Source organism: Embleya sp. NPDC056575, from assembly GCF_042793325.1.
In the GTDB taxonomy this organism is placed as follows: Bacteria; Actinomycetota; Actinomycetes; order Streptomycetales; family Streptomycetaceae; genus Embleya.
On the sequence record NZ_JBHTVA010000033.1, the window covers coordinates 95476 to 117741 of the forward strand.

21 protein-coding genes are annotated in these 22266 nt (G+C 69.1%); 10 read left to right on the forward strand and 11 right to left on the reverse strand.

The genetic code is table 11. The features are described 5' to 3' along the window. Positions 1–22 precede the first annotated feature (22 nt). Both ACFRCG_RS25730 and ACFRCG_RS25735 read right to left on the reverse strand, forming a co-directional pair. Positions 23–1669 carry an ABC transporter permease gene (locus ACFRCG_RS25730; protein WP_380035390.1) on the reverse strand — a complete coding sequence of 549 codons (1647 nt, stop codon included), beginning with the start codon at positions 1667–1669 and terminating at the stop codon, positions 23–25. After that, positions 1666–2577, reverse strand: a complete 912-nt coding sequence (locus tag ACFRCG_RS25735) for an ATP-binding cassette domain-containing protein (protein WP_380035393.1) — start codon at positions 2575–2577, stop codon at positions 1666–1668. The genes ACFRCG_RS25730 and ACFRCG_RS25735 overlap by 4 nt, the downstream gene beginning before the upstream one ends. 117 nt (positions 2578–2694) lie before the next feature. Here ACFRCG_RS25735 and ACFRCG_RS25740 point away from each other — a divergent pair, with 117 nt between their 5' ends. Next, positions 2695–3180, forward strand: a complete 486-nt coding sequence (locus tag ACFRCG_RS25740) for a GbsR/MarR family transcriptional regulator (RefSeq protein ID WP_380035396.1) — start codon at positions 2695–2697, stop codon at positions 3178–3180. A 329-nt stretch (positions 3181–3509) separates the two neighbouring features. Here ACFRCG_RS25740 and ACFRCG_RS25745 read toward each other — a convergent pair whose 3' ends face one another. Further along, a complete protein-coding gene (locus ACFRCG_RS25745; RefSeq protein ID WP_380035398.1) occupies positions 3510–4211 on the reverse strand; it encodes an HNH endonuclease family protein in 702 nt (233 codons plus the stop codon). 190 nt (positions 4212–4401) lie between these two features. Between ACFRCG_RS25745 and ACFRCG_RS25750 the strand changes: the two genes are divergently transcribed. The 3 genes from ACFRCG_RS25750 (at position 4402) to ACFRCG_RS25760 (ending at position 8332) form a co-directional block, all read left to right on the forward strand. Next, positions 4402–5025 (forward strand): RraA family protein, encoded by a 624-nt coding sequence (locus ACFRCG_RS25750; protein WP_380035401.1) that lies wholly within the window; start codon positions 4402–4404, stop codon positions 5023–5025. Positions 5026–5246: 221 nt separating this feature from the next. Then, positions 5247–6740 carry an APC family permease gene (locus ACFRCG_RS25755; RefSeq protein ID WP_380035404.1) on the forward strand — a complete coding sequence of 498 codons (1494 nt, stop codon included), beginning with the start codon at positions 5247–5249 and terminating at the stop codon, positions 6738–6740. Next, on the forward strand, positions 6740–8332 hold the full coding sequence (locus ACFRCG_RS25760) for a serine hydrolase domain-containing protein (protein ID WP_380035407.1): 1593 nt from the start codon (positions 6740–6742) through the stop codon (positions 8330–8332). The genes ACFRCG_RS25755 and ACFRCG_RS25760 overlap by 1 nt, the downstream gene beginning before the upstream one ends. On the opposite strand, the gene ACFRCG_RS25765 is transcribed toward ACFRCG_RS25760, so the two are convergent. Beyond that, the gene (locus ACFRCG_RS25765) at positions 8317–9888 is read right to left on the reverse strand and encodes a helix-turn-helix domain-containing protein (RefSeq protein ID WP_380035409.1); all 1572 of its coding nucleotides are present in this window, start codon (positions 9886–9888) and stop codon (positions 8317–8319) included. The two genes, ACFRCG_RS25760 and ACFRCG_RS25765, sit on opposite strands and share 16 nt — an antisense overlap. A 198-nt stretch (positions 9889–10086) precedes the next feature. On the opposite strand from ACFRCG_RS25765, the gene lysA reads away from it, so the two are divergent. Further along, entirely contained in the window at positions 10087–11391 is a 1305-nt protein-coding gene (gene lysA / locus ACFRCG_RS25770; RefSeq protein WP_380035412.1) for a diaminopimelate decarboxylase, read from the forward strand. A 43-nt stretch (positions 11392–11434) separates the two neighbouring features. Here lysA and ACFRCG_RS25775 read toward each other — a convergent pair whose 3' ends face one another. After that, positions 11435–12115: a hypothetical protein gene (locus tag ACFRCG_RS25775; protein WP_380035415.1), complete on the reverse strand. Its 681-nt coding sequence runs from the start codon at positions 12113–12115 to the stop codon at positions 11435–11437. Positions 12116–12221: 106 nt separating this feature from the next. Beyond that, complete coding sequence (locus tag ACFRCG_RS25780; protein WP_380035418.1) at positions 12222–12638, reverse strand: ATP-binding protein; 417 nt, start codon at positions 12636–12638, stop codon at positions 12222–12224. A gap of 233 nt (positions 12639–12871) precedes the next feature. On the opposite strand from ACFRCG_RS25780, the gene ACFRCG_RS25785 reads away from it, so the two are divergent. Together ACFRCG_RS25785 and ACFRCG_RS25790 are read left to right on the forward strand one after the other, a co-directional pair. Further along, positions 12872–13750 (forward strand): helix-turn-helix domain-containing protein, encoded by an 879-nt coding sequence (locus ACFRCG_RS25785; protein ID WP_380035421.1) that lies wholly within the window; start codon positions 12872–12874, stop codon positions 13748–13750. 10 nt (positions 13751–13760) lie between these two features. Beyond that, positions 13761–13946, forward strand: coding sequence for a DUF397 domain-containing protein (locus ACFRCG_RS25790; RefSeq protein ID WP_380035454.1), 186 nt, complete (start codon positions 13761–13763; stop codon positions 13944–13946). An 80-nt stretch (positions 13947–14026) separates the two neighbouring features. Here ACFRCG_RS25790 and ACFRCG_RS25795 read toward each other — a convergent pair whose 3' ends face one another. After that, positions 14027–15154: a methyltransferase gene (locus ACFRCG_RS25795; RefSeq protein WP_380035456.1), complete on the reverse strand. Its 1128-nt coding sequence runs from the start codon at positions 15152–15154 to the stop codon at positions 14027–14029. A gap of 291 nt (positions 15155–15445) precedes the next feature. Then, on the reverse strand, positions 15446–15895 hold the full coding sequence (locus tag ACFRCG_RS25800; RefSeq protein WP_380035424.1) for a carboxymuconolactone decarboxylase family protein: 450 nt from the start codon (positions 15893–15895) through the stop codon (positions 15446–15448). Positions 15896–15978: 83 nt separating this feature from the next. On the opposite strand from ACFRCG_RS25800, the gene ACFRCG_RS25805 reads away from it, so the two are divergent. Next, positions 15979–16875, forward strand: a complete 897-nt coding sequence (locus ACFRCG_RS25805; RefSeq protein ID WP_380035427.1) for a sigma-70 family RNA polymerase sigma factor — start codon at positions 15979–15981, stop codon at positions 16873–16875. Positions 16876–16954: 79 nt separating this feature from the next. Here ACFRCG_RS25805 and ACFRCG_RS25810 read toward each other — a convergent pair whose 3' ends face one another. The 3 genes from ACFRCG_RS25810 to ACFRCG_RS25820 all read right to left on the reverse strand — a co-directional run bounded on the left by ACFRCG_RS25810 (position 16955) and on the right by ACFRCG_RS25820 (position 19796). After that, a complete protein-coding gene (locus tag ACFRCG_RS25810; RefSeq protein ID WP_380035430.1) occupies positions 16955–17278 on the reverse strand; it encodes a hypothetical protein in 324 nt (107 codons plus the stop codon). Between the two features lie 9 nt (positions 17279–17287). Beyond that, complete coding sequence (locus ACFRCG_RS25815; RefSeq protein ID WP_380035433.1) at positions 17288–18667, reverse strand: aminotransferase class I/II-fold pyridoxal phosphate-dependent enzyme; 1380 nt, start codon at positions 18665–18667, stop codon at positions 17288–17290. Positions 18668–18749: 82 nt separating this feature from the next. Then, positions 18750–19796, reverse strand: coding sequence for a ferritin-like protein (locus tag ACFRCG_RS25820; protein WP_380035436.1), 1047 nt, complete (start codon positions 19794–19796; stop codon positions 18750–18752). A gap of 270 nt (positions 19797–20066) precedes the next feature. Here ACFRCG_RS25820 and ACFRCG_RS25825 point away from each other — a divergent pair, with 270 nt between their 5' ends. Both ACFRCG_RS25825 and ACFRCG_RS25830 read left to right on the forward strand, forming a co-directional pair. Continuing rightward, positions 20067–21869 carry a peroxidase family protein gene (locus ACFRCG_RS25825; protein ID WP_380035439.1) on the forward strand — a complete coding sequence of 601 codons (1803 nt, stop codon included), beginning with the start codon at positions 20067–20069 and terminating at the stop codon, positions 21867–21869. Between the two features lie 55 nt (positions 21870–21924). Next, positions 21925–22224 carry a hypothetical protein gene (locus tag ACFRCG_RS25830; RefSeq protein WP_380035442.1) on the forward strand — a complete coding sequence of 100 codons (300 nt, stop codon included), beginning with the start codon at positions 21925–21927 and terminating at the stop codon, positions 22222–22224. Positions 22225–22266: the final 42 nt, after the last annotated feature.

Genomic DNA, 22266 nt, shown 5'->3' on the forward strand with positions numbered 1-22266 from the left:
GGGGCGGTGGTCGCCGCGGGGCTCAGCCGAGGTCGCGGTGGCGGAGGCCGGTCAGGCCCGCCATGGGCAGGATGGCGGCGAGGGTGAGCAGGTAGGCGTACGGCGTGGCGGTGACGTCGGCGCCGGGCAGCTTGGGCAGGTGGGCGAACGGTGATACGTCCAGGAGCGCCTGCGGCAACTTCAGGGCCGGGCCGAGCCAGCCGAGCGCGATCACCAGGCCGACCAGGCCCCAGACCGCCGGGGTGAGGCGGGGCAGGGCGCCGACGATCAGGACGGCCAGGCCGGTCATCACCCACACGGCGGGCGTCTGGGCCAGGGTGGCGAGCAGGACGCGGGGGAGTTGGCCGGAAACATCCCCCACGGTGATCCCGTACGACAGGCCCATCGCGAGGCCGCCGGCGGCCAGGACGGCGGCCGTGCCGAGGTAGGCGACCACCAGGTGTCCGCCGGCCCAGCGCAGTCGGCCGACCGCGTTGGCGAGCAGCGGTTCGGCCCGGGCGGCGGTCTCCTCGTCGCGCAGGCGCAGGATCGAACCGGCCGCGAACACCACGCAGATCAGGCCGAGCAGGCCGATCAGGGTGGACAGGAACGCGTCGGTCAGGTCGACGTGGCCGCCCATGCGGCGGACCAGGTCACGGGTGCCGTCGTTGTCGCCGACGATGTCCTTGGCGCCGTCGGCGATGCCGCCGAACACCGCGCCGCCCAAGGCGAGGCCGATCGCCCAGGCCGCGAGGGTGCCGCGTTGGAGGCGCCAGGCCAGGCCGTATGCGCCGGCCAACGACGCGGGGGCGTGGGCCGGTCCGGGGCGCGGGCGGATGAAGCCGGCGCCGATGTCGCGCCGACCGGCGAGGGCGTACGCGAGCACGGCGCACCCGGCGGCGAGGGCGGCGGAGGGGAGCAGGGCCCACCAGCGGTCGCCGGCGAAGGGGTGGACGTTTTCGGCCCAGCCGAGGGGGGTCACCCACACGAGTGGATGGCTGCCTTCGTCGGCCGCGGGCCGGGCCGCGTCGCCCGCCGCGCGCAGGACGAACGCGACGCCCAGGACGGCCACGGCGATGCCGCGGGCGAGGCGGGTGTTCTCGGTCAGTTGCGCGGACACCGCCGCGACGCCGGCGAAGACCATGCCGGTCAGCGCCACGGCGGTGCCGAACGCGAGGGAGCCGGCGGTGGATTGGCCGGCGCCGCGCAGGACGGCGGTACACAGGAGCAGCAGCGCGAGGTTGGCCAGGGCGGCGCCGGCCAGGGCCGCGGTCAGGGGCGCCCGGCGGCCGACCATTCCGGCGGACAGGGCCTCCTGACGACCCGTCTCCTCTTCGTCGCGGGTGTGCCGGATCACCACGAGCAGGCTCATCAGGCCGGCGAGGAGGGCGACGGTGGCGCCGACGCGCCAGACGGTGAGGGCGCCATAGGAGTCGGCGTAGACCGCGCCGTACAGGGCACGGAACGAGCCGTTGGCGTTCATGTCGTGCGCGACGTCGGCGCGTTCGGCGGCGGTGTCGTACAGCCTTTCGAGCGAGCGTTCGGTGCCGGCGAGGGTGCCGATCAGGGCCACCACCCAGACCGGGATCAACACGCGGTCGCGGCGCAGGGCGAGGCGGATGAGGGTGGGGGTGCCGGCGAGGTGGCGGGCCGACACGGTGGGGGCGGGGGTGATGGCGGTGGCGGTCATCGGGACACCGCCGCGGGGTGGGTGTCCTCGGTGCGGTAGTGGCGCAGGAACAGCTCCTCCAGGGTGGGCGGGCTGCTGGTCAGGCCGCGTACGCCGATCTCGGCCAGCCGGCGCAGCACCGGGTTCAGGTGCTCGTTGTCCACCTGGAGCACGGTGTGGTCGAAGTCGCCGCGCAGGTCGTGCACCCCCGGGAGATCGGCCAGGCCGTCGGCCGGGCCGATGAGCCGGGCGCGGACGGTGGTGCGGCTCAGATGGCGCAGGTCGGCCAGCGAACCGGACTCGACGGTGCGTCCGTTGCGGATGATGCTGACCCGATCGCACAGCGCCTCGACCTCGGCCAGGATGTGGCTGGACAGCAGCACGGTGCGGCCGCGGTCGCGTTCCTCGGCGACGCAGGTGCGGAAGACCTCCTCCATCAGCGGGTCCAGGCCGGAGGTGGGCTCGTCCAGGATCAGCACGTCCACGTCGGAGGCGAACGCGGCGACCAGGGCCACCTTTTGCCGGTTGCCCTTCGAGTAGGCGCGGCCCTTCTTGGTCGGGTCGAGTTCGAACCGGTCCAGCAGGTCGGCGCGCCGGGCCGGGTCCAGGCCGCCGCGCAGCCGGCCGTACAGGTCGATCACCTCGCCGCCGCTGAGGTTGCGCCAGAGGGTGACATCGCCGGGTACGTAGGCGACCCGACGATGCAGGGCCACCGCGTCGCGCCACGGGTCGCCGCCGAGGAGGGTGACGTCGCCCCGGTCGGCGCGGATCAGGCCGAGGAGGACGCGGATGGTCGTGGACTTGCCGGCGCCGTTGGGGCCGAGGAAGCCGTGTACCTCGCCGGTCGCGACCTCCAGATCCAGGCCGTCGAGGGCGTGCGTGCGTCCGAAGGACTTGTGCAGACCGGAGACGCTGATCGCCGTGTTCATGTTTCAGAACATACGCTTCCTTCAGAAAGTTGTGAAGTTAAGAAAAGTCAAGAATCATGAAGACGAAGCGGCAGCGTGCTTCGTGGGTGGCCGGAGGGTGGTCGTAAGGTGAGCCGGATGCGAGAAGAAGAATCGGTGGCGAAGCGGGACGAGGCGGCCGTCGCACGCTACGTCGAGCGCTTCGCGGGCGAGCTGACGGATGCCGGCATGCAGCGGATGGGCGCGCGCGTGTTCGCCGCCCTCCTGGCGGCCGACTCGGCGAGCATGACCTCGGCCGAACTCGCCGAGTCGCTGCGGATCAGCCCGGCGGCGGTGTCCTCGGCGATCGGCTACCTCACCCAGGTGCGCATGGTCCACCGCGAACGCGAGCCGGGTTCGCGGCGGGACCGCTACCGCCTGCACGACGAACTCTGGTACGAGACCTACGGAGAGCGCGACAAACTCATGAGCCGCTTCGAGGCAATCCTCCGAGACGGCGCCCAAACCCTGGGCCCGGACACCCCGGCAGGCGCCCGAGCCCTCGAATCCGCCGATTTCTTCGCCTTCCTCCAGGAAGAATTCATCGGCGTAATGCAACGCTGGCGAGCCCGATCCACCAGCTAACCCCCAGCCCCGCCCGGCATTCGAGGACACCCACGCAAGTTCCCGTGAACGGCATCCGGCTCCGCCGAACGCAATTCAGCCCGTCCGGCGTTTGAGGACGCCCGCGCGGGCGTCCGTGAACGGCAGCTTGGTTCGCCGAACGCAATCCATCTCAGCCCGTCCGGCGTTTGAGGACGCCTGCGCAAGCTCCCATGAACGGCAGCCTGTTCCGCCGAACGCAATCCATCTCAGCCCGTCCGGCGTTTGAGGACGCCCACGCAGGCACCCGTGAACGGCAGCCTGTTCCGCTGAACGCGACCCATTTCAGCCCGTCCGGCGCTTGAGGACCCTCAGGGCGTGCCAGGCTCGATCGGCACGTTGGGGCACTGCGCACCCAGCCGCCGGAGCGTGTCGAGCTCGGTCGGGTCGACCGCCAAGTCGTACTTGGTCTTCACGATCACCCAGTCCGTGAGGTACGCACAGCGCGCCCCCTCATACGGCGGCAGCCACGTGCTCGGGTCCTGATCGGCCTTGGAACGGTTGTACTTCGCCGTCACGGCCACCAACGCCCGAGGCTGGTCGAGGTCGTTGGCATACGCCTCGCGCTGCTTCGAGGTCCACGCGGACGCGCCGGAATCCCACGCCTCGGCCAACGGCACCATGTGGTCGATGTCCAGCCCGGCCGCACCGTCGACGTAGGCATCTTCGTAGTAGGAATACCAACGCCCCCCGGCAAGAGCGCACTTGGCGCCGATCTCGGGCGGAAGCACGGCCTCGTCGATCAGTACCTCCGCGCGCGTCGTGCAACCGTCCTTGTCCGCGTCGATCCAGTGCCGGAACGCGGCGCGGTCATAGCCGGAACGATCCTCCTCCGCGACCCGAAGATTGGCGATCGCGTCCTGCAGCGGAATACGCGCGGCCGACGCCGTGGCGCCCGCGGCCGGCGCCGCCACAGCCGTGCCCGGCGTGAACAGCAGCGCGCCGATGCTCGTTGCCACCACCACCAGGGAGGCCATCCGGCGCCCAGTGGTCGTTGTCCTCGTCACCGTCATCTGAGTCATCGTCATCGTGTCGCCCCGGAGTCGTCGTGATCAGGTTCGCGGTCCTGTTGTAGCGACTGACGGAACGGGATCGGCGACGACGCGGCTCGGGCCACTCGAAAGAGTGCAACCGGCGGGAGCGGACGGCCTGTTCGGTAGTGTCGCGCCGTCCCGTCGCCCGATGCGAACAAAGGATGAGCCGATGAACGACGGTGCCGGATTCGCGGACACATCGCCGACCACCCTCGCCGACCTGCTCGGACGCGCGCAGGTGATGGACATCGGGATCCGGCCGCTGTGGGGCCCGATGCCGCGCGTGGCCGGCCCCGCGTTCACCGTGCGGTGTCCGCCGGGGGACAACCTCATGCTGCACGCGGCCATCCATCGCGCCGAGCCCGGTTCGATCGTCGTGGTCGAATCCGGCGACGTGGACTACGCCTTGGCCGGCGGCAACGTATGCGCGGTCGCGCGGCGGCGCGGGATCGCGGCTTTCGTGGTCGACGGGGTGATCCGGGACCTGGCGGAGGTACGGGAGATGGGCTTCCCCGTGTTCGCCCGGGGCGTGATCCCCATCCCCGGCACGAAGGCGGCCGTGACACCGCTCGACACCCGGGTGCGCTGCGGCGGCGTCGACGTGGACCCCGGCGACATCGTGGTAGCCGACGAGGAGGGCATCGTGGTCGTCCCGAGCGCACGCCGAGCGCGGGTACTCCACGACGCCCAACGCAAAGCGGCCATGGAAGCCACCGAGACCCCGACCGCCTGGGAGGCGGCCCACCGCGCCCGAATCGACGCCCTGCTCACGGCGAACCAGCCGACCGACTGACCACGTGGCGGCCGGCCGCCTCCAGTCGTAGCCGGCGGCCGGGCCGCAGCAGCCCCGGGGGACCTCGTCGCCCGGGGCTTCGTCGTGTCCGGGTGGAGCGCGGCTCGGCGTTGGTGGCGGCGACAACCCGGGGGTCGCGGCTTTGACGGGCGCGACGAGGACGGCCCCGGTGCTCCCCCGTACGTTGTGCCGACCAGCGCGAATGGAGAGTGGAGCCCAGGATGAGCGAACGGATACCGTCGGAAATCACGCGGTCGGCGCCAGGGGCGGGCAGACGCACGCTCGGTGTACTGCCCCTGGTCGGAATCTTCTTCTTCACGGTGTCCGGCGGCCCCTTCGGGCTCGAAAATTCACTGTCCGGCGCCGGTCCGGGCATGACTTTGTTGATGATCGTCCTGGTGCCGCTGGTATTCGGCGTGCCGAACGCGCTGGTGGCAGCGGAGTTGAGCGCCGCGATACCGGTCGACGGCGGCTACTACCATTGGACGAAGATCGCGCTCGGCAAAGGCGCGGCATTCGTGTTCGGAGCCTGGAATTCGATCGGGTCCGTGCTCAACCTCGCCCTCTACCCGATCCTGCTGGTCGACTACCTGGCCACGTGGGTCCCGGACATCGCCCGCGGGAAGGGCCTGGTGATCGTGGACCTGTTCCACGGCGGTTTCGTCGTGGACCTGCACTGGATCGTCACCGTCGCCCTCATTCTCCCGATGGCGTATCTGAACTACCGCGGTTCCAAGGTGGTGAGCGAGTACTCGGTCGGGATGATGCTGGTGATCCTCACCCCGTTCGCGGTGCTGACGGTCCTCGGCATCTGGCACGCGGTCGGTAACGGGATCAACGTGTTCTCGCCCTTCACGGTGCCGGACCAAAGCGTGCACTCGTCGGTGGCCGGCGCGCTCGGCGTGATCGTGTGGCTCTATCTCGGTTTCGACGGCCCGAGCACCGTGCTGGGCGAGGTCGCCGACGCGCACCGGACCTACACCCGGGCCCTGCTCATCTCGGTTCCGCTGATCATCACCGCCTATCTGCTGCCCACCATCGCCGCCGTCGGCAGCGGGCTGCACCGGGGTTCGCCCGCGGACTGGGTCCAAGGCGACTTCGTCGTGGTCGGCGACGCCCTGGGCGGTATCTGGCTCAAGGTGCTGATCTCCCTGGGATCGGCGCTCTCTCTGGTGGGGCTGTTCATGGCGATCCTGCTGACCAGTACCCGGGTCCCGCGGGCGCTCGCGGCGGACGCGTACCTGCCGCGCTGGATGGCCCGGGACAGCAGACGGTTCGACACGCCCGTGGGTGCGCTGCTGGCGAGCACCACCGTCGTCGTCGTGCTCGCCGCGGTCGACTTCGGCTCGATCCTGCGGGCCACGGTGCTGCTCACCCTGGCCTCGATCCTGCTGGAATTCACGGCCTTTCTGGTCCTGCGCTGGAGGTATCCGCAGATGTCGCGGCCGGTTCGCGTCCCCGGCGGCCTGCCCGGCGCGGTCCTGGTCGTCGCACTGCCCACGGCGATGATCGTGTACCTGGCATGGAGTACGGCGGTCGACGAGCCCGCGACGTTCGGCACGAGTGTCGTGGTGGCGCTGCTGGCCGTGCTGCTATACCCCCTGTGCCGACGTTACGTCAAAGGCGATCGGCCGGACGCCGAGATCGACTCCTCGCGGGTCGAGCTGGGTCCGGACCGTTTCGCGGGATTGCGTTCTCGGAAAGCGAGTGTGTGATGGATGTGAAACCGGACGTGCGACAGGTGCTTTCGGGGCTGGCGGAGCGGTTGCGGACCCGGTGGCCGGTGCCGGGAATCGCGATCAGCGTCGTCGATGGGACCGGCGAGTCCGCGTTCGTCACCGCGGGATTCGCGAACGCGGAGTCCGGGGCGCCGATCTCGCGTCGCACGCGCTTCGAGATCGGCTCCATCAGCAAGACCTTCACCGCCTTCCTGTTCGGCGCACTGGCGGACGAGGGGAAGGTGGACCTCGACGCGGCCGTCGCCGATCACCTGCCCTGGTTCGCTCCGAACGGCGGATCCCGCGCGATCACCGTCCGGCACCTCCTCCAGCACACCTCCGGACTGGTGGCCGGGGCCGACGCGCTGCCCGATACCGCCGCACGCGGCTACGCGCTTCGTGACGCGCGGACCTGGGCCGAACCGGGGGAGATGTTCCACTACTCCAACGAGGGCTACAACCTGCTGGGGTTGATCGTCGAGCGGGTGACGGGGCAGTCGACGGCCGACGCCATGACCGAACGCCTGCTGCGGCCGCTGGGCATGCGCGACTCGGCGGCGCGGATCGTTCACGAGGAGGCCGCCGAACTCGCCACCGGCTACCGGTTCCTGCGCGACGACCGCCCGCCGCTGCCGGCGGCCCCACTCGCGCCGGCCGGCTTCTTCGAGTATTCGTCGGCCGATGGGAACGTCCTGGCGACCGCTTCCGACCTGGGCCGGTTCGCCCGCATGTTGCTGGGCCGGGGAACCCTGGACGGCACCGGGATCGTCGGGCCGGAGCGTTTCCGAGAGCTGCTCACGGTGCCCGCAGACACGGTCGGCCGCGGCTACGCGTGCGGCGTGGGCGTAGAAGTGATCGACGGCCGCACCTGGCTGACGCACGCCGGCGGGATGGTCGGATACCGCTCCTACCTCGCCGCCGACATCGACGGCGGGCACGGTGTCGCCGTGCTGACCAACGCACCCGGCGAGTGCCGGATCATCGACCGCTTCGCCCGCCATGTGCTCGCCGTCGTCCAAGGAGCCCCGGCGGACCCGGCGCTGTTCGATCCGGAGCGGATCCCCGACGCCCGACGCTACGTCGGCGTCCACGGAACGGCGCCGCGTGGGATCCGCGTCGAGTCCGCGGGGGACGGCCGCCTCTCGCTCACCTCGGAGGGGGTTACCGGCAAGCTGTACGACGCGGGGGACGGGCGACTGGTGTGCGATCACCCGAAGTGGTCCGCCTACCACCACTCCCGGGACGGACGCTGGCTCTACGGACCCGAGTCACTGGGCCCCGACCCCTGTGCGCCGACCGCCCCACCACACGCGCTCGTGGGTCACTACCGGAGCTACACCCCCTGGTTTCCCGCGTTCGACATCGTGCGGCGGGCGGGGCGCCTGTACATGATCGCCGCGACCGGCGTGGAAGCGCCCGACGACGAACCGGAACTCGTCCCGCTCGACGACGAGACGTTTCGCATCGGAGCCGACCCCCGGTTGCCGGAGCGACTGACGGCCGGTCCCGCCTTGGACGGCGCGGTGCTCTGGGTCGACGTGGACGGGTGCCGCTACACGCGCTCGTTCCGGGATCAGCCGGAGCCGTGAGAAGCGCTCGTGCGCAGCTCGCGCACCCGCAGTTGGAGGTGCGCGAGCAGCATGGCGTCGGCATCGGCGAAGTCGAGCCCGGAGACCTCGCGGATACGGCGCAGCCGATAGCGCATGGTGTTGGGGTGGATGTGCAGGGCCTCGGCCGCGGTGTCGGTGGCCCCCGCGGCGGCGAGGTAGGCGGCCAGGGTCGCCGCCAGCGGACCATCGCGGCCCTCTTCCCGGCGCAGCCGCCGCAGCGCGCCGCCGGCCTCCGGCAGGCCCAGCGCCTCGGTCGCGTCGGCGAGGTGCAGCAGCAGTACGGCCAGCGCCATGTCCTCCACGGTGCGCACGACCGGTCCGCGGACGGCCGGGTGCCGCAGCGCCCGCAACGCGGCGTCCGCCTGCGCCCGTACGTCGGCGATCCGGCCCACCGATTCGGCCGGGCCGCCGACGGCGACCACGTAGTCACCGGCCAGTGGGGTCCGCGCGAGGAAGTCGCGGGCCAGGGCGACGGCGGACTCCGGGGCCGTGGCATGTCCGGCGGGCCAGGCGGCCAGTACGTACACCACCCCGGTACCCGTCACCAGGGCTGAACGCGGGTGCACCGCCGCCAGAAAGTACTCCAGCGTGTCCGCGAACCGGCGCAGCCCGGCGGCGGCCGGCGCGTCGGAGCCCGAGTCCCCGGCCGCCCGCGGGGCCGCGGCCAGGACGCAGATCGGGCCGGGGCCCAGTTGTAGCCGGCTCGCCTCCACCGGGTCGGCCGCCCCGCCGAGTACCGCGGCGGCCAACTCGCCGCGCTGGCGGCGGGCGTAGCCGGTCTCCGTGCGCAGGCCCACCAGTTGCAAGGCGACCACGGGCGCGAATTCGCGCAACCGGGCCGTGGCCTCCTCGTCGAGCGGCCCGGTGACGGCGGCCCAGATGTAGCCGAGGACGTCCGAACCGGCCCGGACCGCGATGGCCACCCTTGCCAGTTGGTCCGACCCGGTCGCCTCCATGAACACCGGTTCGGTGCCGGCGTGGAGCCGCTCGAACTCCTGGCGCGCGCGTTGTTCGGCGAGCGTGCGCTCGTGCACGGCCCGCCCCAGGATGGTCTCGATCCGCTCGGAGTCGGTCCGGTCCTGCCCACGCGACCAGGCGACCAGCGCGGAGAAACGGTCCTCGATGGTGACCGGGGCGCCGACGGCCTCGTAGATGGCGTTCGCCAGGGCGAACAGCTCCGCGCCGGTGTCGGCCGAGCGCACACGTGTCCTCGCATCCGCGAGCAGTTGCTCGCGCACCGTCGTCGCCACGTGCATCCAGGACGCGTCCCGGTTGACCTCGATGATCGCCGGCGCGTCGTCGACCGACGGCGGCACCGGAGCCTTCAGCGCCAGCACGTGCGCGCCGGCTTCCCGCATGGCAGCGGTCAGCTCGCGCAACTCGGCATCCGTGGTCACGCCGACCCCCAGCACCACGCACCCGGGTCCGAGCCGCGTCGGCGCGCCCGGGGCATGGATGGCGACGTCGGTGAGCGGCCCGCCGCCGCCGGTCCCCTCCTGAACCAGGCGCAGCAGTGCCGGACCGATGTTGTCCACGAGCTGACGGACAGGCGGGTTCCCCCGGGCGCCGGACTCCCGCATGGTGCACTCCCGACTGGACGGACTGTGGTGGGCGTCAAGTCTGGGAGACCCACATTGACGATGTCAACGATGATCCACGGTGATCGGAGCGCGAGCATGGCGGGAGAGCGGGACGGATCACAGGCACACGGATCACCGGTACAAGGAGCACGGATGGCAGCGACACACACGCGGGCAGCGCTGGAACTGCTGGGGCTGTTCCCGCCCGGGACCACCCGGGACGGGAGCGGCGGACTGGTCATCGGCGGCGTGCGGGCGGCCGAACTCGCCGAGTCCTACGGCACCCCCGCGCTGATCCTCGACGAGGCGTCGGTCCGCGCCCGCGCCCGCCGGTACGTCGACGGCCTGGCCGCCCGGTGGCCGAACTCGCGCGTCACCTTCGCCTCCAAGGCATTCCCCTGCACCGCCGTCATGCGACTGCTCGCGGAGGAGGGTGTCGGCATCGACGTGGCCGGCGGCGGCGAGCTGACCCTCGCCCTCGCCGCGGGCGCGGATCCGGCGGGGCTGGTCGTGCACGGCAACGCCAAGACCGAGGAGGAACTGCGCCTCGCCGTCGAGGCCGGCGCCGGGACGGTCGTCGTCGACAACTTCGACGACATCGACCGGCTGGAGAAGATCCTCGCCGGCACCGCGACGGAGCAGGGAGTACTGGTCCGGCTCACCCCCGGCATCCGCCCCGACACCCACGAGGCCGTGTCCACCGGCCACAACGGCTCCAAGTTCGGTCTGCCCCTGCCGCAGGCCCGGGAGGCGATCGCGCGACTGCGCGGCAGCGATCGGCTGCGGCTGGACGGCGTCCACGTGCACGTCGGGTCGCAGATCCTGGACCTCGCGCCCTTCGCGCAGGCCGTCGAAGCGGTCGCCGAACTCGGCGAGTTCGCCGTCTACGACCTGGGCGGCGGCCTCGGCTCGCGCTACACCTACGCCGATCGACCGCCCACGGTGGAGGCGTACCTCGACGCCGTCACCGACGTCGCCCGACGCCTGCTGCCGGCCGACGCCCGCATCCTCGTCGAGCCGGGCCGCTCGATGGTCGCCGAGTCCGGCGTCTCGTTGTACCGGGTCGTCACGGTCAAGCGCGGCGAGGGCCACACCTTCGTCGCCGTCGACGGCGGCATGGGTGACAACCTCGAAGTCTCCCTCTACCAGCAGCGCTTCGAGGCCGCCGTCGCCGACCGCCCGATGGGCGAGGGCGAGCTGTGCCGCCTGGTGGGCCGGCACTGCGAGTCCGGCGACACCCTCAGTGCCGGCGTCGCGCTGGCGGACCCGCGGGTCGGGGATCTGATCGCCGTGCCGGTCACCGGTGCCTACACCTACGCGCTGAGCAACAACTACAACGGCGCGCGCCGACCGCCGGTGGTCTTCGTCCGCGACGGCGCGCACCGCGCCGTGGTGCGCCGCGAAACCTACGCCGACCTGATGCGCCGGGACCTGCCCTCGCGCGCACCGAACCCGTGACGGTGAGGAGCGTCGGACGAACCGGGTGCGGCGGCGATCCTGCTCAACTCGTCTCCGGTTCGGGTCGGTCCCGCGCCCGCGCCTCCCGGAGGTCTTCCCACGACGGGTGATGGTGCATGGTGTCCCGGCCGCAGGGGCAGTGGAGGGCGGCGCGTCGGTCGAGGACGAAGACGATGCCGATCCAGTAGTGGCGGAGGGCGCGCAGGCACCACCGGTAGGGGAGGACTTCGCCGGCCGGGGCCAAGCCGGCCAGGTAGGTGCCGAGGTTGGCGCCGAGAGGTACGAGGTCCATCGGTTGCGGGAGCAGGGTGTGCCAGACTCCCCGGCCGGTGAGGATGAGGCCGGTGTTGTCGTCGGTGACCACGCCGATCGTCATGGGGCGGTCGTGTGCGGAAGGGTGTTCGGTCGGGCGCCGGAAGGTCGCGGACGTGCCGTTTGGCCCGGCCACCTCCAGGTCCCCGTCACCGTGGGCGCCGACGGGTGAGACGTGCATGATCGCGTCGATCCGGCCCAGGTATTCGGGGACTTCCTCGAACCAGCCGACCAGGTTGCGTTCGTCGTCGAACGCGCGGGGGACGGGCGTGCCGGGGGCGCTCCAGGCCAGGGTCGTGTGGCCGCCCGGGACGCTCGGGAGGAGGTGGACGTCGGCCAGGCGGAGGCATTTCAGGAAGGTGCGAGCGGTCTCGAAGGTCTGAAGCAGCCCGACCACTCTTTCGGGTGACATCAAGTGGCTTCCGGTGGAGCAGGGTTGGTTCCCGGACACGACAACTCCGTTTCGCTGGAATCGAATCGATCGGTGACGAGCGGCCGGATCGCACAGGCGGACCCGGTTAGCGGAACTTCGTTTCAGTTGCGGCGACTTCATCCGAGATCACGGCCCGAACCCACTTGCCACCGCCACGGACGGGCCCCGACCCGAGCCCGCACCCCATGGCCCAGACCAGAAACAACCCGCGCCCGCAGCAGTCCTGGTCATCGGCGGGAGGCTCCACCCCAAGCGCGAACGGCTCACCGCTGTCGATGACTTCGACCACGACACCCTGTTCGCCCACCGCACACGAGATGGACCGGGCCCCACCGGCATGCCGCACGGCATTCCCCACCAACTCGGACGCCACGAGCCGCAACACGTCAACGAATTCGGTCCGGCCATGCATGACGCGCTGGGTGACGAACTCCCTTGCTATCGACGCGGCTTGGGGTCCGGGGGGCAGATTGATCCGATGCACGATCGGCGGTGAGGTCACGGGGTATTCCCCTTGTTCGACGGCGTTGGGGCAGGGCGATCTCGTCGCGTTCCGTGGTTCAAGCAATGCACAAGGTGACCGAATAGAGACTGCTCTCGGTGACATGCAGTCGTCAAGCCGATGCAGGGCAATTGCCAAAGCGATGCTTTCGGAGAGCTGAGACCCGCTACGCTCTGCCCACGTCCGTGTGCGTTGCGATTTGACGGACGGCGTGAACGAGGAGGGGAACTCCCATGGCGGGCAGTGGTGTCAGCGGCTTCAGGGCCAAACGGGAACTTGGCGATCGGCTCAGAGGGCTGCGCGGGAAGGTGACCGCCGCGAACGTCGGTCGCCAGGTCAACCTGAGCCCGTCGCAACTCACCCGCATCGAGAACGGCCTCAGAAACTGCACGCCTGAGGTCTTGGCACGGCTCGTCAAGTACTACGAACTGACCGACGGAGAAGCCGCAGACCTGCTCGAACTGGCTCAACGAGTATGGGACGCCAGCCCACCATGGTGGGAGGAGTACGACGATGTACTGACCAGGAACTACGCGACCCTGATCGAACGGGAAGCCGACGCGACCCGGCGCCGTGACTATCACCCGGTGCTGATCCCGGCGCATCTTCAGACGGCGGGGTACTCGCGAGCTGTCACGGGTATTGGGTTCTTTTCCCTCGGCCCCGATCAAGTCGACGATCTGGTCGCGGTCCGAACGAGGCGCCAACGGCGTCTGTACGAACCGCCGTTGCTTTCCATCGAAACGGTAATCACCGAGGCGGCACTTCGCTTCGAGGTCGGCGGCCCGGAAGTTCACCGCGGCCAGCTGCTGCACCTGCTGAACCTCACCGAACTGGCCCACGTGTCAGTCCGCGTCATCTCGTATCGGGCGGGCGCCGGTGGTACTCAGGCCAGTGCGTTCAACATCCTCAGTTACGAGGACCCGGAGAACCCGGATGCGACGTCGGAACCGGAGGTTGCCTTCGTGCACAACATCGCGGGTAATGAGATGAAGACTGACCTTCGGGATCTCAGACGACTGAATCGGCTCCATGACAGCCTGGTTCGTGATGCTCTGAGCACGGAGGATAGTCGTGCACTCATCGCCAACATTGAGCGAGAACTGGACTGAGATGAACTACATGAATGCCGTCGATGCGGACCTCAGGTGGCGCAAGAGCACGTACTCGAACAATGCAGATGACTGCGTCGAGACCGCGCCAGCCACAGCTGCCGTCGCTGTGCGGGATAGCAAGGACCGTACTGTCGGCACTCTCGCCATCCCCCACGACGCGTGGACTTGCCTGGCGGAAGCTCTCAAAAGCTGACTGGCAGCCGGACCCGAATCGCCCTTTGTCCCCCGGATGCGCATCGGGGACAAAGGGCTTCCACTGGTGCGGAGTTGGGGTCAGATGCCCGTCAGGCGCCACAGGGATGTGGTTTCTGCGGCGCGGGCGGCGTGTAGGGGTGACTTGGGGTTTCCTGCCCTTGGGTGGTGGGGCTTTGCGGTGGTCCTGTTCAGCACCTTGAGGCCGGCCGCTTCGATGGCGGTGGGGACCTCGTCGGGGGTTCTGAGGCCCAGGTGTTCGGCGAGGTCGGAGAGGACCAGCCAGGCCTCGCCGGCCGGTTTGAGGCGCGTGCGCAGGCCGTTCAGGAAGGCTCGGAGCATGGTGCTGTTCGGATCGTAGACGCCCTGTTCCACTGCGGATGTCGGGTGGGCGGGGATCCAGGGTGGGTTGCAGACGACCAGGTCGGCGCGGCCTTCCGGGAAGAGGCAGGGGCCGACTACCTCGATGCGGTCGGTGAGGTCGAGTCGGTGGATGTTTTCGCGGGCGCAGGACAGTGCTCGCGGATTGATGTCGGTGGCCACCACGTGGTCGACTCCTCGATGGGCCAGGACCGCGGCGAGTACGCCCGTTCCCGTGCCGAGGTCGAAGGCGGTGCGACCGGGGCCGCCGCCGGGGAGTGGTGCCTGGGCGACCAGATCGACGTACTCGCCCCTGACGGGGGAGAAGACGCCGTAGTGCGGGTGAATGCGGGCGGCGAGTGCCGGAATCTCCACGCCCTTCTCGCGCCACTGCCGTGCTCCGATCACGCCCAGCAGTTCGGTGAGCGAGACCGCCGACGGGCCGTGCGGCGGGCCGTATGCCTCGGTGCACGCCCGACGGACGTCGGGGGCTCTGCGCAGCGCCAGGGAGTGGTCCTCCTCCAGTAGCACGAGGAGTTTGCCCAGCACCCGGGACCGGTGGCCTCGGGTGCGACGGTGGAGACGGAAGGACTCGGCCGGGCTGTCGCCCTCACCCGAACGGGGAGGCTTCCGGTCGAGACGGTGGTTCATCGCGCGCAGCAGTTGACGTGCGTTGTGGTAGTCGCCGCGCCACAACATCGCCGTGCCTTCGCAGGCCAGGCGGTATGCGGTATCGGCTTTCATCCGGTCGTCCGCGACGACGACGCGTCGCGGAAGCGGTGTGGCGCTTTCGGAATGCCAACGGGCGGATCGGACCGTGTGGGCTTCGGTCCAGTGGATCGTGGACACCACGTACTCCTCGTGATCGAACGTGCGGGGCACGAAGAGCACTTCGACGAGGAGCGGGAGAAAACGACGCGCGTGCTACGGCACAGGCGCGTGTATCGAGGCAGGCAGGGCTACCGCTCCCGCGTCGAAGCGCGAGAGGAGATGTCGCCGAGAACCATGCCGAGCGTCACGACCGGCCCTTTCAGGGAGGTGGAGAGACGAACGTGAGGTTCGCACAGTTCTCGGCACACGGGCAACTCGGATTCGGGCCGGGGGGAGGCGTGGGCCTCCCCCGGATGACGCCCCGTTCCGTCACCAGGTCTTGCCGGCCTGCTCGTTCGTGGTGCGGTTGACGCGGTTGAAGAAGTTGGTCAGGGCGATCTCCAGGGTGATCGCGCCCAGTTGCTCCTGGGTGAAGTGGGCGGCCGTGGTCTCCCAGATCTCGTCGGTGACGCCCGCCGCGCCGTCCTGGATCCGGGTCGCGGCCTCGGTCAACGCGAACGCCGCCCGTTCCTCGTCGGTGAAGAACGGCGTCTCGCGCCAAGCGGCCACCTGGTGCAGTCGCTCGTCCGACTCGCCGGCCTTCTTCGCCGCGTCGATCGAGGCGTACACGCACGGGCTGCAGCTGTTGATCTGGCTGACCCGCAGATGGATCAGCGCCAGCAGCCGCGGCTCGACGCCCCCGGCGTGGATCGCCTTGAAGAGGTGTTGGAAAGCGGTGGTCAGGTCGGGGCTCGGCGCGCTCTTCAGCCGTGCTTCCATGGGTCCTGCTCCTTCATCGGTTACCTGCGCCCCTTCGGGCCCGTCATCACCCATGACGGAGCGGATCCGAGGAAGGTAACAACATGTCCGGCACCAACCCCGACCCCGAGCCCGGCCCCACGGACCCGATGGTCGAGGCGTTCGAATCCCAGCGCGACCGACTGCGCGCGGTCGCCCATCGCCTGCTCGGGTCGCACTCCGACGCGGAGGACGTGGTCCAGGAAGCCTGGCTGCGGTTGTCCCGCCAGGACCCGGCGACCATCCACAACCTCGGCGGCTGGCTGACCACGGTGGTCGGCCGGATCAGCCTGGACGTGCTGCGCTCGCGGCAGGCTCGCCCCGAGGCGTCCTACGACGAGCAGTTGCCGGAGTTCGTCGTGACGATCGACGACGGCCGCGCGCCGGAGGAGGAGGCGGTGCTCGCCGACTCGGTCGGGCTCGCGCTCCTGGTCGTCCTCGAATCGTTGCGGCCGAACGAACGGCTCGCGTTCGTGCTGCACGACCTGTTCGCGGTGCCGTTCGACGAGATCGGCCGGATCCTCGGCAAGTCCACCGACGCCACCAAGATGCTGGCCAGCCGGGCGCGCAGGAAGGTACAGGCGACCGAGCGGCCGGCGGACGGCGCGCGGGAGCAGCGCGAGGTGGTCCAGGCGTTTTTGGCGGCGGCTCGCCACGGCGCCTTCGAGGAGTTGTTGCGAGTGCTCGACCCCGACGTGCGGCTGGTCGTCGACACCCCCGGCGGTACGGTCGTCACCCTCGGCGCCACCAAGGTCGCGGCAGGTGCGGGACTGGCCGGGGGCGGGGTCGCCCTGGGGCGGCCCGCGTTCGTCAACGGCCTCCCCGGGGTCGTTTCCTGGCACGAGGACGGCTTTCCGCTCTCGGTCCTCGCGTTCACCGTCGTCGACGGCCGCATCACCGAGATCAGGGCCTTGGTCGACCCGGCGAAGCTGGCCCTGATGGATCTACCGGATCCCGGGTGAGCCGGTACTTCGGCAGAACCCACGAAGCCGCAGGCTGCCCACCCCCCTTTCCGGGACAGCCTGCGGCCCGATCGGGTGATCAGCCGAGTTCGATGTCGCCATCCACGAGCGCCTCGCCTGCCTGGCAGTTCGCGGCGTTGTTGCTCGTGGCGAACGTCCAGGCGGACTTGTCCTCGTACACCGAGCCGTCGATGCGCTTGCACAGGGCCACCACACGGAATCGCTGGTCGTGGGGACGTCCGTAACAGTCGCCGACGACGACGGCGAGCGCGAGGTTCTCGGTGTACTTGGTCACCTCGCACCCGTCGGGAGTCGCCGCCGCGGGTGACGCGGCGACCAGGAGCCCCCCGGCCGTGACGGCCGCGGCGGTCAGGAACGAACCGAGAATTCGGGGACAGTTCATGATGTGTCCTCAGAGTTTCGCTAGTGACGTCGCCAGGGCGGTGATCGCCTTGCCGACTCGGTCCACCGTGTCGGCGGTGTAGCACAGCCGGAAGTACCCGGCTTTGGGGCAGTGCATTTCCCCACCGGGCAGGAGCAGCACCTTGGCGTCCGTGCGGAGGAAGGCCTCCAGGCGGGCCTCGCGCGGATCGATCTCGTGGTTGAACAGCGGCAGATTCCCGGGGAGCTTGGCGCTGTCCAGGTACTTGCTCAGGTCGAGCAGGAAGAACTGGGCCGCGTTGCGCTTGGCGTCGCCCTTGCCCACGTAGGGGATCTGCGCCTTGTCGAGGCTCGCGGCGGCTTTGTCGTGGGCGTCCTCGAGACGGTCGGCGTAGTCCTTCATCAGCTTCGCCGGGAAGTCACTGGGTTTGGCCGTGGTGCCGAACAGCTTGCGGACGTACGCCGTCTTGAGCGAGTCCAATGGACCGAACCACGACAGCGACTTCCAGGTCTCGTCGCCCTGCATGACCTTGCGGACGTCGTTCGACTTGGAGATCAGGAAGCCGATGCGAAAGCCGGACAGGCCGAAGTCCTTGGTCAGTCCGTACACGAGGTGAATGCGGTCGGGGGCGGTGGCGTAGGCGTCCAGGGACAGGACGCTGGTGAATCCGTCGGTGCCCGTGCTCTGGGAGTGCGCGTAGATCTCGTCGGAGACGATGTGCATCTGCCGGTCGAGTGCCCAGCGGCATACGTCCTCGAGCAACTTCTTCTCGTAGTTGACGCCCAGTGGGTTGTGCGGGTTGGTGAGGACCAACAGCTTGGGCTTGGGATCCGGTGCGGCTTCGTAGGCCCGTTTCAGTGCGTCCACGGTCAGGGTGAGTTGCTGATCGCCGTCCAGGCGTGCGGGTACGCACTTGAGGCCGGGGCGCTGTTCGAAGCACCACAGGAAGCCGGGCCAGAAGGGTGCCGGCAGCAGAACCTGGTCGCCCGGGTTCAGCACGCCGCCGTGGAGCAGCGCGAACGCCAACGACTCGAGGGCCCCCGAGCCGCCGGCGGTGGCGTACACGTCGTACTCGGGGTCGATGCCGGGGGAGAACCTGCGCCGGAGCAACGTGGTGATCGGGTCGAGCAGTTCCTGCACCCCGTACGGCGGTGACACGTACTCGGCGTCCGCCTCGGTGAGTTGCACCTTGGCGAAGACCTCCTTGCTCAGCAGGTCGAACAGCAGGACGTTGTTCGCGATACCAAGATTGAACACGTCCTCGGTGACGATCCGGGTATACGCGACCAGGCGTTCCTCGGGGTCGGCGATCCGCCGCAGGCGTTCCAGGGCCACCGCCCGATCGACACTCTCGGCGAGCGCGGCGTCCGTGCGGGCGGTGGCGGTCTTGCGCGGGGATGTGGTCGTCATGCTACGGGCTCCTTGGCGTCGGGATGATGTGACAAGTGCCGGCACACGGCGAATCGCCGCCCGTCGATGGGAGCGCGGGGGCTCAGGAGGCGAGGAATTCCGGACCGAAGTGTTGCGCGGTGTTCTTGGGGTTCTGCTCCTGGAGAAGTGGGGTCGCCAACTTCTCCAGACCCTTCATGGCCACGACCGCCGCGCTCAACGACTTCCGGCCGCCCCCGGTGGGCGACCACGCGTCGCGCAGGAGTTCGAGGACCTTCTTGTACGCGTCGTTGAACGCGGTCAGCTGCTTCTGGACTCCCGCGCTCACCGTGTACGAGCCGGGGTCCTTCGCATAGCCGCCCTTGGGCACTTCGGCCATGGGCCAGACGTCGGGGAAGGGCACGGGAAGAGCCTTGCTGTACTCCCACCGTCCCGTGCCCTTCTTGATGAGTTCGCCGCCGGCCACGATCTGCGCGAACTTGTAGTAGTGGGCGAGCTCATCGGGGTCGTCGGAGATGCCGGGGACGGTGGTGGTGCCTTCGCCCTGTGCCTTGATCTCGGCGATCGCCCGCTCGATGTCCGCGAAGTCCTGGATTTCGAACAGGCCGAGATCCACATCGCCGAGTTGGGACGTGCGCACGAGTGCCGGGGTGTGGCGTCGCAGTCGGGTCAGGAGCACGTCGTAGAAGGCCCCGATCGTGACCGGAGTGCCGGTCGTCGGCGGCGGCAGGGACGGGATCTCCGGGGCTTCGATGGCCATGTAGGTGTCCTGTACGTATTCCCGTGTCAATCCCTGGAGGCGCACGTTCAGGCCCGCGCCGACTCCGCCCGGCAGGGCCGTCGGATACACGGGGGCCTTGATCGTCGGCACCCCTCCGACGGCGGTCAGCATGTTGCAGGCCAGTGCCATGTGGAGCATCTCCTCCAGTACGACACTCCTGATCAGGTCGTACGCAGGCTTGCTCTTCTTGTCGTCCTTGTTCTTGATCGACCAAAGACCGCAGAGGTAGGCCGGAATGGTGGTGAGCTCCAACTCGATCGCACACTGCAGCTGATCCTTGATCTCCTTCTGCCAATCGTTGACGTCGTCACGCAGAACGTGACGGGCGATCCGCTCCGCGAGTGACGGTTCGGCGAGGGTCGTGACCATCTGATCCTCCGATGTGCGGGTGAGCGAGCGGCGCCGGCTGTGGGTGCGACCGTTCCGAGCCTGCGCCGGGTAACGGGCGAGCGGCCACCTACGGCCGCCATACGGCGCAAACAACCAACTCGTTGTAGTGAAGCGATGTCTCCCATTGCCACACCGCGCGGGAAGCCCGGGTGACGATGAACAGGTCTCGGCGCCCGGCGCACGACTGCCGAGCCCTCTCCCACGCACCCCGCCGCACACGCGCTGCCGCATGCGAAAGGCACATCTGCGATGGCCCTCGACATCTCGACCGAAGCCCCCGACGACCGCACCGTCCTCCGTGAGCAGGCACGTACCCGACTCCTCGATCAACTCCTGGGCGACGGCAACGGCGACGGGCGAACCCCCCTCGGCCTCGTGCACGGCCTGGTCGCGGACCCGACCTTCACGAGTCACGGATGCCCGCTACGGCTGCCCTCGCTCGACGGAGCCGGTCCCGGCGCGGGGGGTGTCGGAGGCACCCATCCGGGCGGGCCGGTGGTGGAAACCGGCGTGTACAGACGCCTCTTCCCGACACTCGCGCCGTACACCCCGACCAACGACGCGATCGAGGAACTCGGCGCCCCCGGCGGCCCGATGGACGTCAACCGCCCTGACCCGAAGACCAAGAAGTGCGCCCAACCGGGGGAGAGGATCGCGGACACTCTCCTTGCCAAGCCGACTGATCCGTCGAAGACGTCCCCGGCGGATGCCGGCATCCCGGCGGGATACACCTACGTCGGACAATTCCTCGACCACAACATCACCTTCCAGGCCGACGCCGACTTCGACCGGAACGATCCGGCCACCACGACGAATTATCGGGACGCCCGAGTCGACCTTTCACACGTCTACGGTCTCGGCCCCAAGACACAGTCGTTCGCGTTCTACGACAACGTCGACACGGGGAAGTTCTGGATCGACCCGGACCGTGAGTACGACGTTCCGCGAAACCCCCAGGACGTACCACTGGTCGCGGATCCGCGTGACGACAATACGATCATCACGATCCAACTGCACCTGGCGTTCATGAAGTTCCACAACGCCGTGGTCGACATGCTGAAGGGATCGGTCCCGGACGTCTCCCTGTTCACGGAGGCGAAGCGACAGGTCGTCTGGCACTACCAGTGGATGATCCTCAACGACTGGCTACCGAGGATTCTGGCGAAGGACGTCTACGAGAAGCTCAAGAAGGCCGCCGAGGACCGCGAGGCCACGTTCCCGCTTTTCAACCCCGCGTTCGGGAAACCCGTCGACCTGCCGGTCGAGTTCACCGCGGCTGCCTACCGCCTGCACTCCCTCCCCGTCGAGGAATACACCCTGAACGACGTCACGGCCGGGCATCTGTTCGACCTGCGCAGGCCGTTCTCTCGCCTGCGGCCCAGTCGGGTCATCGACTGGCGGCGGTACTTCGTCGTTCCCGGGGCGAAGGATCAAACGGGCCACGCCGTCGAGACCCAGTACGCGAAGCGGTTCGATCGGCGCATCATCCACGGATTCCTGCAGATGCCACCGCCGATCGACAGCCCGTTGAACTGGCTGGAGAGCTCGTCGGACCGAAAGCCACTGCCGAAGACCACTCCGTACCAGGACCAGGACTACGCCCCGCTGTGTTCCATCGCCATCCGCAATCTGATGCGAGCGAACAGCTTCGACGGGCCGAAGGGCAAGGGGCTTCCTTCAGGGGAAGACGTTGCTCGGGCCGTGTTCAACGCCTACGCGATCAGCCGCGACCCGTACACGGTGAAGGATTTCAAGCTGACCAAGGCGGACGGCTTCACGAACGACTTCGCAAGCGTTCCGCTCTGGTACTACATCCTCGGCGAGGGCGCGCTGGACGAGGTGAAGGCCGGGCATCCCGATGTCGGCAGCCTCAAACTCGGCGCCGTCGGAAGCGCCATCGTCGGCGAAGTGATCTTTGCGATGGTCAAGGCCGATCCCGGGTCCTACATCGCGAACAATTTCTCGGCGGCCCCGAAGTGGCAGCCGACGCTCGGCCGGACCGCCGGCACGTTCTACATGTCCGACATGTTGCGTGTCGCCGGGGTCGTCTGACCGGGCAATCAGCATTCCCCCGGATGTGGGAATGTCATCGAGCAAGGAGCAGAGTATGGCCATCCCGAAGATTGTCACCGTCGATCCTCCGGACGTGGAGGAGGGCGGTCCGGTGACTTTCGAAGGCGAGCACCTGGGCCTGGTCAACTGGGCCGTTTTCACGGACAAGAACAAGAAGAAGTGCATCGCCCCCGCCAAGGGGGAGGATGTCGGCAGGGCCGCCCGGGTCGAGCATCGCCCCAAGGATCTCATTACGGGCGCCGGAACGGCCTATCTTTCGACGGCCGATGATCAGAGCGGAATCGGCCCGGACAATTCGAGCAACGAGATCGTGATCGAATTCGTGGACAAGTGAGCGGGACAGGATGAGACGTGGCACCGGCGGTCTCAGCCGCCG